Annotated in this window: 9 protein-coding genes; 5 read left to right on the forward strand and 4 right to left on the reverse strand. The window is 59.2% G+C overall.

Annotated features, from left to right (window positions below; all coding sequences use genetic code 11):
* Nucleotides 1-165 precede the first annotated feature (165 nt).
* The 3 genes from PQR53_RS30580 to PQR53_RS30590 all read left to right on the forward strand — a co-directional run bounded on the left by PQR53_RS30580 (nucleotide 166) and on the right by PQR53_RS30590 (nucleotide 4,297).
* A complete protein-coding gene (locus PQR53_RS30580; RefSeq protein ID WP_408462567.1) occupies nucleotides 166-1,128 on the forward strand; it encodes a threo-3-hydroxy-L-aspartate ammonia-lyase in 963 nt (320 codons plus the stop codon).
* Nucleotides 1,129-1,349: 221 nt separating this feature from the next.
* Nucleotides 1,350-2,615: an MFS transporter gene (locus tag PQR53_RS30585; protein WP_408462568.1), complete on the forward strand. Its 1,266-nt coding sequence runs from the start codon at nucleotides 1,350-1,352 to the stop codon at nucleotides 2,613-2,615.
* A 497-nt stretch (nucleotides 2,616-3,112) separates the two neighbouring features.
* Complete coding sequence (locus tag PQR53_RS30590) at nucleotides 3,113-4,297, forward strand: porin (protein WP_408462571.1); 1,185 nt, start codon at nucleotides 3,113-3,115, stop codon at nucleotides 4,295-4,297.
* Nucleotides 4,298-4,376: 79 nt separating this feature from the next.
* Here PQR53_RS30590 and PQR53_RS30595 read toward each other — a convergent pair whose 3' ends face one another.
* From PQR53_RS30595 to PQR53_RS30610, 4 genes are all read right to left on the reverse strand, one after another.
* Nucleotides 4,377-6,617 carry a xanthine dehydrogenase family protein molybdopterin-binding subunit gene (locus PQR53_RS30595; RefSeq protein WP_408462574.1) on the reverse strand — a complete coding sequence of 747 codons (2,241 nt, stop codon included), beginning with the start codon at nucleotides 6,615-6,617 and terminating at the stop codon, nucleotides 4,377-4,379.
* A 26-nt stretch (nucleotides 6,618-6,643) separates the two neighbouring features.
* Nucleotides 6,644-7,651: an FAD binding domain-containing protein gene (locus PQR53_RS30600; protein WP_408462577.1), complete on the reverse strand. Its 1,008-nt coding sequence runs from the start codon at nucleotides 7,649-7,651 to the stop codon at nucleotides 6,644-6,646.
* Between the two features lie 13 nt (nucleotides 7,652-7,664).
* Nucleotides 7,665-8,333, reverse strand: coding sequence for a (2Fe-2S)-binding protein (locus tag PQR53_RS30605; protein WP_408462676.1), 669 nt, complete (start codon nucleotides 8,331-8,333; stop codon nucleotides 7,665-7,667).
* 432 nt (nucleotides 8,334-8,765) lie between these two features.
* Nucleotides 8,766-10,076 carry an MFS transporter gene (locus tag PQR53_RS30610; RefSeq protein WP_408462580.1) on the reverse strand — a complete coding sequence of 437 codons (1,311 nt, stop codon included), beginning with the start codon at nucleotides 10,074-10,076 and terminating at the stop codon, nucleotides 8,766-8,768.
* A gap of 266 nt (nucleotides 10,077-10,342) precedes the next feature.
* On the opposite strand from PQR53_RS30610, the gene argE reads away from it, so the two are divergent.
* Together argE and PQR53_RS30620 are read left to right on the forward strand one after the other, a co-directional pair.
* Nucleotides 10,343-11,599: an acetylornithine deacetylase gene (gene argE, locus PQR53_RS30615; RefSeq protein WP_408462583.1), complete on the forward strand. Its 1,257-nt coding sequence runs from the start codon at nucleotides 10,343-10,345 to the stop codon at nucleotides 11,597-11,599.
* Nucleotides 11,599-12,999, forward strand: coding sequence for an MFS transporter (locus tag PQR53_RS30620; protein ID WP_408462586.1), 1,401 nt, complete (start codon nucleotides 11,599-11,601; stop codon nucleotides 12,997-12,999). Before argE ends, PQR53_RS30620 begins: the two co-directional genes overlap by 1 nt.
* The last annotated feature ends 19 nt before the right edge of the window (nucleotides 13,000-13,018 follow it).

Here is a 13,018-nt window from a genome sequence, read left to right on the forward strand (position 1 = left end):
CTGTCTAAATGTTGAAGCGTGGATGGAGCAGTAGCCTTCTCGGTTGACAGCCAACCGGTGCGAGCTGTTCGTGTCTGTTGGTTCGTGGGTAAACGTCCACTGTGGTTTGCACGGTCCCCGCCCCAAGTGTGTTGTCAAGCTATAAAGCGAATGAATAGGAATACTATGCTTCAGATTCCAACTTATACAGACGTCGCTGCGGCCGCCGAGCGCATCAAGGGACAGGTGCACAGGACCGCAGTTGTGACCTCGCGCATCGTGGACGAAGAAATAGGCGCGAAGGTTTTCTTCAAGTGCGAATGTCTTCAGCGTGCCGGTGCCTTCAAGTTCCGAGGCGCCTTTAGCGCGCTGTCGAAACTGGACGAGCGCCAACGGCGGAACGGGGTGGTCGCCTATTCATCCGGCAACCATGCGCAAGCCATCGCGCTATCGAGTTTCGTGCTGGGCATCCCCGCTACGATCGTCATGCCGCACGATGCTCCGGCCGCCAAGCTTGCCGCGACTAAAGGTTATGGCGGCAAGGTGATCTTGTACGACAGATACACGGAAGACCGGGAAGCAATTGGCCGGGCGCTCGCCGAAGAACATGGGCTGACGCTGATCCCACCGTACGATCACCCGGACGTGATCGCCGGTCAAGGAACCGCGGCAATGGAGTTGTTCGAGGAGGTGGGCGATCTCGACGCCTTGTTCGTACCTCTTGGCGGTGGCGGTTTGCTTGCAGGCTCTGCGCTCTCTGCGGCTGCCCTAGCCCCGAATTGCAAAGTCTACGGTGTTGAACCAGAGGCGGGCAACGACGGGCAGCAATCGCTCGCTGCCGGTTCCATTGTGCATATCGAAACCCCGAAAACCATTGCCGATGGCGCTCAGACTCAGCACCTGGGGGCGTACACGTTCGAGATTATCCGGCACTACGTCGAAAGCATACACACGGCAACGGATGCGCAATTGATCGCGTGCATGCGCTTATTTGCAACTCGCATGAAGATGGTGGTCGAGCCGACTGGCTGCCTTGGTTTCGCCGCAGCGCGCGATATGCGCTCGACGTTGCAAGGTAAGCGTGTCGGCGTACTTGTCAGTGGCGGCAACGTCGACGTGGAGCGCTATTGCGCCTTGTTGACGGCTTAGCCAGACACGAAGGAGTTGATATTGAGGCGATGTCCGAGCGGGCAGGGCGGACGAATCTGACGCCCGGTCAAGTCATCGTTCAACCGTTTTAAATTGTGCACCACAAGTGCCCATTCAGGCCCTCGAGATTCGGACGACAAAGCCCGCTGAAAGCAGTGGGTTCATCACCCACACGCTCACGGCCAGACCGGCGCTGTTTCTTACGACTCTTCGACACTGACATGAAAAATACTCGTGTATTTCCGACAGCCTCAATCCCCTCGACCGGCGAGATTGAGTCCGGCCACGGATCAATGAGAACCGGGTACTCACCCGCGCGCAAGCTCTTCATTCTCGCGAGCCTGCTTTTCTCGTGGATATTGGCGAACGCGGACCGCATTGCGATGACTATCTCGATCATTCCGATCTCAAAGGAGTTCGGTCTGGATTCGAAATCGGCGGGGTATGTGCTCAGTGCGTTCTATGTCAGCTACGCCTTGGTGCAACTGGTGGCGGGGTGGCTCTCGGATAGATTCGGATCGAAAGGGGTGCTGATTGGCTGCGTGGCGACATGGTCGATTTTCACGGGTTTGACCGGTATGGCAAGTTCCCTTGCTGTGTTGCTCGTCATCCGCTTTCTCTTCGGACTTGGCGAGGGTGGATTTTCCCCGGCAAGCACGGTGACGATCGCCGAGGTATTTCCAAAGCAGGAGAGAGCGCGGGCGAAGTCCCTGGTCATTGGTGCGATCTTCATCGGCGGAGCCGCGGGGACGGGTTCCATCGCGGCCCTGATCAACGCCCATGGATGGCGCTTTGCCTACCACGTGCTCGGACTGATTGGCCTGGTGATGGCGCTGATTCTCTGGTATGCGATCAAAGACGTACGGCCTCGCTCGGCCGCAAAACCCGGCGAAAAGAGCGCGCCCAAGTTTCGCTCGCTGGCACGCATGTCGATCATGCGTAAAACGACGATGATCTTTTTCTTCAGCAACATCGTGCTGATTGGGCTGATGTCCTGGATGCCGACGTTCCTGGTGAAGACGAAGCATATCGATATCATCCATGTCGGCGTTGCTTCGGCTATCCCGTATGTCGTGGCATTTATTTCACTGAACGTCGTGGGCTGGCTGCTGGATAAGGTCGGGCATGGTCGGGAACGCGTGTTCATGGCGACTGGCGGTTTCTGCATCGTGCTATTTCTAGGCTTGATGACAATGAGCGATTCGCTCACCGTGCTTCTCATTTTCTGGACGCTGAGCATGGTCGGCTACACCATGGTGTACGGCACCATCTACGCTATCCCGCTCAAGCATCTGCCCGATGAAATGGTCGGCACAGCCGCTGGCGTCATCAATTTCGGCGGACAAGTCGCGGCCGCCGTTGCACCCGCGACAATCGGGTTGCTCGTTGGGCATTCGCACGGGTCCTTTACCAGCGCGTTTCTCTTTCTCCTCTGCTCGGGAGTCGGGGTATTCCTCGTCGCGTTGACATGGCGCGTGGAACGATGAGACCGATAACAAAAGAGCTCGGATTTATTCGCCTCATTCGTACGGCAGTTCAGAAGCCGGCGGCGCATTCGGGTGCCGCTAACCCCTGCGAATGCCGGGCCGCGCCAGATTGACCGTGTAGCGGATCTGCCCGGTACGCTCAAGTTGGCAGCGCGCTTGCCGGCGGTGCTCGACGCTGTTGATTCGAAAGCGGTCTTGCTGGCCGCTTGGCTGAAATCCTTCTCGGATCATGCAGTCTGCGGGCCATTAGATCCTCGCTGATCGCGCCGCGTCGGCCGCCCAGAGGATGCGCTCGGGCTGGACTCCGGGAGCATACAGTCGCTGGACGGTAGCGGAATACTTCCACAGGGCAGTTGGGCCCCGGTGCACCCGACGGTTGCGCGCGGACAGTTGCCGATCCCGAACGCCAGCGAAGCAGAAGCTCATTAATCAAGGCGATATTCGAGTTTCGTTTAAATAGAAAATCATCAATAAGTCTCATTCGACAGGAGTTGGAAATGAAGAAGGTTGTAGTAGCAGCATGTGCAATGTCTGTAATTAGTATTCCTGCGTTTGCACAAAGCTCGGTTACGCTGTATGGATTAGTAGACACGTCGCTCAGTTATACAAACAACGTGAATGGCGGGGCCGCATTCCAGGAGACGTCCGGCAAAACCAGCGGTAGTCGATGGGGCTTGCGCGGAAGCGAAGATCTTGGCGGCGGAATGCGCGCGGTGTTTACACTCGAAAACGGTTTCACGGGAACGAATGGTTTGGCCGGACAGGGCAATCGCCTCTTCGGCCGGCAGGCGTTCGTTGGTCTCGCCAGCGATAGCATCGGTACCTTCACGTTTGGCCGACAATACAGTCCGATCAGCGACGAGCTCTGCAACTACTTTGCAGCCTGCTTCTTTTCGCCGACGATGCACATCGGCGACAACGACAACATGAATCAAACGATTCGCATCAACAACTCCGTCAAGTTCCAGTCGAATAACTACGCCGGCTTTACCTTTAACGGACTTTATGGATTTAGCAATCAGGCCGCGGGGCCGTCCTCACAAGGCTTCGGCAACAATCGCGCCTGGAGTATCGCGGGAAATTACACGCGCAACGCGTTTTCGGCGGGCATCGGATACCTTGAATTCAATCATCCGAATGCCACTAGCAATACGAGCGGGGCTGTCGGGGGAGCATCACCCTCTTCGGGCGACGAGTACAGCAGCAACTTTTTCTACGGTATCGACGGTGGCGTGGCACGGCAACGCATCGGTGCTGCGGGAACCAGCTATCAGTATGGAAAGGCGACCGCCGACCTGGGCTTTACGCGGGTCTGGCTCGACTATAACGACGGCGCGGCGCGAAAGCTGAATAACTACACTGCAACGCTCCGCTATCAGTTGACCCCGCCATTGACATTGCTGGCTGACTACACCTTTACGAGCGGTAGTGCGACGGGGTTGCCTGGTACGAACAACGCCGATCTGAAGCCGAAGTGGCATCAGGTGACACTCAGTGCCGACTACTTCCTGAGTAAGCGCACTGATCTCTATGTGGCGATGGAGTACCAGCTGGCAGCGGGTGACGGGACGACGCTGGTAGGGGGGCACTACGAGCGCATTGCGCAGATCAAGAGTGTTGGCACGAGCTCTTCGTCGGATAAGCAACTGAGCGCTACGGTCGGCATTCGTCACCGGTTCTGACGAACGGAAATCCGCATATAGCCGGCGAGGGCGGTCACTTACGCGCGCGCCGGCTGTGGAGATTGAACGACGGTCCCGGCTACACGGCGGCCTGAGTGGCTAGCAGGTCCTCGATCCGGATCGGAAGATTGCGCACCCGTACACCCGTTGCGTGATACACGGCGTTTGTAATAGCAGGGGCAATCCCCGCCATGCCAATTTCGCCGACGCCGCGTGCACCCAGCGGATTTAACGCAAGGTCCGGATAGTCGAGGAAAGTCACGTCGATCTTCGGCGCATCCGCGTGCGTGGTCATGACGTAGTCGGCGAGATTGCGGTTGATCGGAGCGCCGGTGCGCGAGTCATAGTGCGTTTCTTCAAACAGCGCCATGCCGACGCCCATCACTACAGCCCCTTCGATCTGGTTCAACGCTGTACGCGCGTTGATGATCTTACCGCCGTCAATCAGGCTCACTACGCGGTTGATGCGCAATCGTGCTGTCTGCGGCTGCCAGGTCACCTCGATGAAATGGGCGCAGTAGGAGTGGATCGATACTTTGGCTGCGTCAGCATCGTCCGCGCTTGCGCCGGACCGGCCCCTTCCGACCACCATGTTGATCTTCGCCGGGGCGAGGATCCGCTCGAACGGCACGCCCGCGCCTGGCGAGGTGCCTTTCCGATAGACCATCCCGCGGTCGAAAGCCAACTCGGTGGTCGGCTGGCCGTTGAACGGCGAATTGTCCGCCTGAGTCGCTGCGACCAGAAGTTGCTGGACTGCCGCATGCGCCGCCTGCTCCACTGCGGGAACCAGCGATGCGGTCGCCATCGAGCCGCCGGACATCGGTCCGGGCGGCAAGCGGGTGTCACCGATCACCACGGAAATCCGCTCGAGCGGGATGCCGGTCACATTGGCCACCATCTGAGCCAGCACCGTGTAGGTCCCCGTACCGATGTCCTGGGTCGCTGTCGACACGCGCGCTGTCGCATCGGCGTGAAGCTCGACGATGGTTTCTGTCGCGAGGCGCCTCGCGGCCCATGACCCGGCTGCAACACCCCAGCCCACCACCATGCCGTCACGACGCATGGAACCGACCGCCGGCGTGCGCTGCGCCCAGCCGAATTTCTCGGCGCCGAGCGTGAGGCACTCCTTGAGATGTCGCGACGAAAACGGCACGTTCAAGCCTTCGTCGATCGCAGGCTCGTTGAGCAGACGCAGGCGGACCGGATCGATATTGAGCTTGATGGCGAGTTCGTCGACAGCCGACTCGATGGCGAACAGACCGGGAACGGCGCCAGGGCCTCGCATCGACGTACTGGGTGCAATATCGCGGCGCGCATAGGCCGCGGTCGCGCGCAGGTTAGGCGAGCTGTATAGATAGCCCGTGGTCTCGCCGCAGTTTTCCTTACGCATTTCCTTGCGCGAGGTCTGATAGACGTAGTCCTGCTGGAACGATGTGAAACGTCCCTCCTGCGTCGCCGACAGGCGCATGCGTTGTTGCGTGTTGGTGCGGTGACCGACGTTATGAAACATCATCTCGCGGGTCACCACCAGCTTGACGGGGCGCTTCAGATTGCGGGCCGCGGCGCCGGCGAGTAACGAGTGCGACCACGGAAACAGCTTGCCGCCGAACCCGGAGCCCAGGTATTTCATGATCACGCGCACCTGGTCTTCCGACACGCCAAGCATCTGCGCCATGACCAGGCGCTGGTTGACGATCGACTGCGATGTCTCGTAGAAGGTGTAGTTCCCGTTATCGAATACGGCCACCGTCGCATGCAATTCGATAGGGTTGTGCGTTTCAATTGGCGTCGTGTAGGTCTGGTCCAGCTTCTGCCCATCGGGGGCAGCGGCGAACGCGGTATCCACATCGCCTCGCTGCGTGTCGACGCTCGGCGTCTGCTCTGCCGACATTTCGATGCGGACGTCTGGCCGGCTCGACGCATACGCGACCTTCACCGCTCCCGATGCCGCCGTTGCCTGTTCGAACGTATCGGCCACCACCAGGCCGATGTATTGGCCATAGTAGTAGATGTTGTCATCGTCGAACGGCGGGCGTTTTTCGTCGATTTTCATGTCGATCGAAAAACCGACCCGATAGAACTTGCCGATGTTCTCGCGTGTGAAGACGGCCCGGACCCCCGGCATGCCTGCGGCCGCGGCGGTGTCCAGATGGGTGATGCGTCCCTTGGCGATCGTCGCGCAAACGGGAACGGCGTAAAGCGTCCCGGGTAAGTTGACATCCGAGGTATAGGTTGCCGTGCCGCTGACTTTAAGCGGTCCGTCAATTCGAGTAAAGTCGCCGCCAATTATCGGTTGCGTTTTATTGCTAGCTAATTGCATATTCTCTCCGCGTCACGATCGTTGCATCAGGCAGTCTGTGTGGCAAGTGTGAGTGCGTGCTGGATGCAGCGCTTGGCGAGTTCAACCTTGAAGCCGTTCTGGCTCTGTACGTGCGCCGACTGCAGCGCTGCTTCGGCCGCCGCTCGGAACGCCGTGGCGTCCGGTGTCCGTCCAAGCAATTGCGCTTCTGCCTCTTTTGAGCGCCACGGCTTGACGCCGACGCCGCCTAGTGCGATCCGGATGTAATCGATCTTGCCCGACGAGACCTTCATGACGACCGCTGCCGAGGCCAATGCGAATTCATACGACGCGCGGTCGCGCAGCTTGAGATAGACGCTGCGATTGCCGGGCACCGGAGCGGGAAGCGTCACGTGGGTAATGAGCTCGCCGGGGTGGAGCGTGGTTTCGCGTTCGGGCGTGCTCCCGGGCAACAGGAAGAAGTCGTCAATGGCGATGTCGCGCTTGCCCTGTGCGCTTTCGACGTGAATCGTGGCCTCGAGCGCCGTCATTGCGACGCTCATGTCCGACGGGTTGGTCGCAATGCAGTGCTCGCTAGTCCCCAGGATGGCCAGGTTTCGGTTGTACCCGCCAATCGCGGAACAGCCCGTGCCGGGTTCGCGTTTGTTGCATGGCGTGACGGTGTCGCGGAAGTAGACACAGCGCGTACGTTGCAGGAGATTGCCCCCGGTCGTTGCCATATTGCGCAGTTGGGCCGATGCGCCCGATAGCAACGCTTGAGACAGGACCGGATAGTGCAGCTTGATCAATGGGTGATTCGCGAGGTCGGCATTGCGGGCCGTTGCGCCTATCGTGACGCCACCGCCGTCGATTGCCTCGACCTGATCGAGCGGCAGGCGGTGAATGTCGATCACCTGGGCCGGACGCTCGACGTCGAGCTTCATGAGATCGAGAAGCGTCGTCCCTCCTGCGAGGAAGCGGATCGACGCGCCATTGGGTTGACTGTTAGCGGCAGTCTTCGCGAAGTCGATCGCCTGTTCGACATTGGAGGCGCGCTTGAGCTGAAAGGTTTCCACGTGTGCGCTCCGTTTAGACTTTACGACGAACTTGCTGGATCGCGGACACGATGTTCGAATAGGCACCACAGCGGCAGATATTCCCGCTCATGGCTTCCTTGACATCGTCGTCGCTGTGACCGTAGGGCTCCTTGAGAAGCGCGACGGCGGACATGATCTGCCCTGAGGTGCAGTACCCACACTGAAAGCCGTCATGCTCGACGAAGGCCGCCTGCATCGGATGGAGCGTGCCGGGTTTGCCGATGCCTTCAATGGTGGTGATCGCTTCTCCCTCATGGGTGGCGGCAAGACTCAGGCACGAGTTCACGCGCCTGCCATCGACATGAACCGTACACGCACCGCACTGACCGTGATCGCAACCCTTCTTGGTGCCGGTCAGATGCAGATGCTCGCGCACGCAGTCGAGCAGGGTGGTGCGAGGGTCGATATTCAGGTTGTAGTTCGTACCGTTGACATTCAATCGGACATGCACATTGGCGCTGTCCGCTGCTGCGTCCGTCGTTGCCGGTGCTTTCTGGCTGATGTCGTCGGAATCCGCGAATGCAACTGAATGAAGTTGTCCGGCGCCGATTGCTACCCCGGCCGCACCCACACGGGTCAGGAACGATCGACGCGTTGGGCGTTCAGGCACCGAGGAAGGATCGTCTTCGCTGGCGTCCGGCTGTTGAGACTCTTTGCTCATGAATCTGATTCTCCGCTGAACCATGGATCGGTTGGATGCGGATGCCGTTTGCCGCTCGGCACTCGCTATGCCGATCATACAAAGCCAGAGTGGCGCCAAGATGGCAGCGAACTGACGGCTAGATTAAACATCGCGATTGTGGGCGACGGATGGGCTTTTCCGGGCGCTCGCGTCGCTTTGACGCAGTCCGACTCGATCTCGACAAAGTGATTGCTTTGAGCGGGCGGCCTCTACCTTTCGAGGACGTTCTTCGCGCATTCAAATTGATTTGTCTGCAGAAGATTGTTGTCGGTTTGAACAAGGGTGCCTTATCCAAATCGGAAAATTAAATTTCCGTTAATCAACGCCTTTATTGAATCGTTGGGTGGTCATCTGCCGCGTCGACGACCCAGACCGATAGACGCGAGCTCAGCAATGCATTCATCTTTGCAATCAGGGAGGGGAGGGCATCAAATCTCGCGGCCGCCCGTCAGGCGCCGCTGGACTGTCTTCGTGTGGTGTGGTCTCTGGCATCCACACCGCGAAGAATATGAGTGCGAGTGCGCTGATAGCGGCCAATGTCAGAAAGCCTGTCGTAAAGCCGAACTTCTCGACAACATATCCCCCTGTCACGTTACTCATCGCCGCGCCAACACCGACAGCCAGCGCCACGAGTCCCTGAGCAAGGTTAAAACGGCCGGTGCCGCGCATCAGATCGGATGCAATCACTACAGCTATTACGCCGAAGATGCCGGCGGCCACTCCGTCAAGCAGTTGAATGGCGACCACGGCATAGGGGCTGCTGGTCATCGAAAACAGAACCCCTCGCACGGGCAGCACGGCCATCGCAACCAGGAAAATCTTCTTTCTTCCAACGCCTTTGCGCATCGCGTGGCCAACCGTAGCGGCGACGGCGACCATCACGAGTTGTGCGGAGATGATGCATGCGCTGAGTGCAATGACATCCATTCCCGGATGAAGCTTTGCGATGACCTGGCCCGCGAGCGGCAACATCGCGGCATTGCCGAAGTGAAAGAGAATGACCGAGATGATGAACACCTTGAGATCCCGCCTTTTCCACAGTTCCCTGAACGCAAGAGGTCTGCGGCGATCCTCGGTGTTCGAGGTGCTTTCGCCGCCCCGGGCGAGCGCGTGGTCGATCTCCTTCGGCTTGATAAGGAGAACCACGAGCGCGCTGGCGACCGCGAATCCGCATATCAGATAGAACAGCCAGATGACTCCTGCATACTGCCCCAGGCCACCCGCCAGAATTGCGGCCGTAAAGTTGCCTGCATGATTAAACCCCTCATTGCGGCTGATCCGGGCGGGAAGCGAACGATGGCCCACCACGCCAAGGCTCAGTGCCGCGAGGCAAGGGGGAATGATCGCGGAGGCGGCGCCGAGAGTAATTTGCGCTGCAACGACTGTTGGCAGCTTGGGGAAAAACGCAATCAGAAGGCATGCGGCGCCCACCAGCAAGCCGGAAGCCGCAACCAGCAGCCGCTTGACACGAACCGCATCGACTAGCAGGCCTGCCGGAATCTGGCAGATGGCCGCTGCGATGCCGCTCGCCGCCATGACAAGGCCGATGTTGCCCGCCCCCCAATGTTGCGTGCCTCTGAGGTACACGGACAGGAACGGCCCAAGTCCATCCCGCACGTCTGCCATCAGGAAATTTAGCCCGTCCAGACCCCAAAGACTCCGTGACGATGGCGACCTCGGTGGCTCGTCATGGGCTGGCGTCTGTTCCGAGTTCGGGCTCATCACTTTCTCCCATGGCGATAGGCCGGGCTGGATACCCAGGACTGAGATCCGCAGCAGTTTTCATTCCATCTGAAACTGCGGATGAGCTTCCGGGCTGTAGATAGGCGTCCGAACGCAACTTGTCGCGAGATCCGACCAAACGTCGCAGATTACAAAGTTAAAGTTAAAACTGGTTTAACCGGTGGGGCGGTATTCGGATTTTGGATCTTCTAGCATGAGCCACACGTTAAACAGTATCTGAACGTCACCTAGACAGCGAAACGCATATGAATGTACGCAACGACAGCGACCCCCTTTCGACAGCAGTGGAATGGGTTTCCCGGCTGGTGGAGATCGAGACGGTCAGCCGGAACTCGAACTTGGGCCTGATAGAGACGGTCCAGGATTTTCTTGCTGGCGTCGGCCTGAAGACACACCTCACCTACGACGCCCGCAAGACCAAGGCCAACCTGTTTGCGACGATTCCCGCCGCGGACGGGCGGGTGGAAGGCGGGATTTTGTTCTCGGGCCATACGGACGTCGTTCCGGTGGACGGTCAGGACTGGCACACCGATCCCTTCCGCGCAGTGATCAAAGACGACCGTCTGTATGGACGGGGAAGCGCCGATATGAAAGGGTACCTTGGCGTCCTGCTTTCTCTTGTGCCAGAGCTTACTGACGCGCACCTCGCGGAGCCGGTTCATCTTGCATTCTCGTTTGACGAGGAAGTCGGTTGTCTCGGCGTGCCTCTCCTTCTCGCTGACATGCGCGAGCGTGGGATCCGCCCGACAGGCTGTATTGTGGGCGAGCCGACGTCCATGCGCCCGGTTATTGCCCACAAGGGCCTGAATCACTATCGATGCTGCGTGGTGGGCCGTTCAGTACATTCATCGCTGACCCCGTCGGGCGTCAATGCAATCGAATATGCGGCCCGGCTCATCTGCTTCATCCGCGACATGGCGGACGAGTTTCGCCGCACGGGCCCCTTCGACAAGGACTTCGATGTGCCGTACACGACGGCGCAAACCGGGCTGGTGCGAGGAGGGGTTGCGCTGAATACGGTACCAAACGAATGTCAGTTCGACTTCGAGATCCGGGACTTGCCTGGCACCGATGTGCGCCATCTGGTGCGTCTCATCGAGGCATACGGGGCGGACCTCGAAGCACAGATGAAAGCCGTGTTCGATGGAGCCAGCGTGACATTCTCCTGCCTGGGGGCTGCTCCCTCACTTTCGGAAGTGGAGGCGTCTGCGATCGTCCAGCTGGCCAGGGCGCTCACGCACGATTCAGTCCGCCGCAAGGTTGCCTACGGCACGGAAGCGGGCTACTTCTCAAGTGCGGGCGTACCTACGGTAGTCTGCGGCCCCGGCAACATTGAGCAGGCGCACCGTCCAAATGAGTTCGTCGAACTCGCACAACTGCAGAAGTGCGAGGCCTTCCTCAGGAGCGCGACGCTTCTGAGCGTACAGGACGGTGTGAGCGCCTCAAGCCTGCCAAGCCGCAGCGTGATGCGCCGGCCCCCTGAAGATGATGGAGAGACTTGATGGACCAAACCATGGCGGGCGTGGTGGATAAACGCGCCCCTTACGCTAACGACGAAGTGGCTGCAACCTATAGAAAGGTCAGCTGGAGAGTCGTGACATTCCTGTTTGTCGGCTACCTGGTGGCCTATCTGGACCGCATCAACGTTGGCTTCGCACAACTGCAGATGCAGCATGACCTGGGTTTCAGCGACGCGGTGTATGGACTTGGCGCCGGCATTTTTTTCGCGGGCTACTTCCTCTTCGAAGTGCCTAGCAACCTGATGCTTGAGAAGATCGGTGTGCGCAAGACCATGATGCGGGTCCTGATCTGCTGGGGCGTGGTATCGGCCTGCATGAGGTTTATTTCGAGCCCGATCGAGTTCTACGTCATGCGCTTCATGCTTGGCGTATTCGAAGCCGGCTTCGTGCCCGGCGCCATCCTGTACCTGACCTACTGGTATCCGGAGACGCGCCGCGCTCGCATGCTGGGCATATTCAGCAGCGCCATCACCATTGCCGGTGTGATCGGTAGTCCGGTTTCGGGCGCCATCATGACGCATCTGGCTGGCGTCTACGGCATGGCGGGTTGGCAATGGCTTTTCGTGCTTGAAGGCATACCCGCGGTTGTGCTCGGTCTGCTGGTGCCGTACGTGCTGGTTAATCGTCCCCGCGATGCCACCTGGCTGACGCATCGCGAAAAAGACATTATCGAACACCATCTGGCTAGCGAGCGCGGACTGAACGGAGCGGCTCGCCGCGGTACGTTTGGTGACACGCTTAAGGATCCGCGCATTTACCTGCTTGCGTTCGTGTATTTCGCCATTATCTGCGGCATATACGCGGTCAGCTTCTGGCTGCCGACCATTATCAAGAATGCCGGAGTCAAGGACGTATTCGACGTCGGCCTGTACTCCACGATTCCCTATGGTATCGGTGCACTGGGCATGATCTTTATCAGCCGCCATTCCGACATGAAGATGGAGCGGCGTTGGCACCTGGCTGGTTGCGTCTTCATCGGCGGCGCGGCCCTGGTCATGATCGCGGCGACGGTCAGCAACCTGACGCTGGCGCTGGTTGCCTTCGCGATCGCCACCGCGACGATCTTTACCGGCATGCCGCTGTTTTTTGCGCTGCTAACCTCCTACCTGTCCGGTACCGCGGCAGCCGGTGGTATCGCCCTGCTCAACAGCCTTGCGCTGCTTGGCGGCTTCGTCAGCCCGGCCATCATGGCCTGGGCGAAAACCACCACCGGCAGCTTTACCAGCGGGCTCTATATTCTGGCCGCCTTGCAGGTGCTTGCGGGTTTGGTTGTGGTGCTCTGTATACCTGTTCAGGCATTGCGTGGGACGGGTGAGAGTGCCATGGGCGAGATGTCGCCAGACGCGGCGGTGTTGGAACAAACCGTGTTGTCGGATAGTTGATTCATACGGGTTGGCACTG

It is taken from the genome of Paraburkholderia fungorum, assembly GCF_046027605.1.
Taxonomy (GTDB): Bacteria; Pseudomonadota; Gammaproteobacteria; order Burkholderiales; family Burkholderiaceae; genus Paraburkholderia; species Paraburkholderia fungorum_F.

What these genes read in the sequence shown, in the direction of transcription:
- PQR53_RS30585 (WP_408462568.1), top strand. Translation starts at nt 1,350, where the DNA reads ATGAAAAATACTCGTGTATTTCCGACAGCCTCAATCCCCTCGACCGGC.
- argE (WP_408462583.1), top strand. Translation starts at nt 10,343, where the DNA reads ATGAATGTACGCAACGACAGCGACCCCCTTTCGACAGCAGTGGAATGG.
- PQR53_RS30590 (WP_408462571.1), top strand. Translation starts at nt 3,113, where the DNA reads ATGAAGAAGGTTGTAGTAGCAGCATGTGCAATGTCTGTAATTAGTATT.
- PQR53_RS30595 (WP_408462574.1), bottom strand. Translation starts at nt 6,617, where the DNA reads ATGCAATTAGCTAGCAATAAAACGCAACCGATAATTGGCGGCGACTTT.
- PQR53_RS30610 (WP_408462580.1), bottom strand. Translation starts at nt 10,076, where the DNA reads ATGAGCCCGAACTCGGAACAGACGCCAGCCCATGACGAGCCACCGAGG.
- PQR53_RS30580 (WP_408462567.1), top strand. Translation starts at nt 166, where the DNA reads ATGCTTCAGATTCCAACTTATACAGACGTCGCTGCGGCCGCCGAGCGC.
- PQR53_RS30620 (WP_408462586.1), top strand. Translation starts at nt 11,599, where the DNA reads ATGGACCAAACCATGGCGGGCGTGGTGGATAAACGCGCCCCTTACGCT.
- PQR53_RS30605 (WP_408462676.1), bottom strand. Translation starts at nt 8,333, where the DNA reads ATGAGCAAAGAGTCTCAACAGCCGGACGCCAGCGAAGACGATCCTTCC.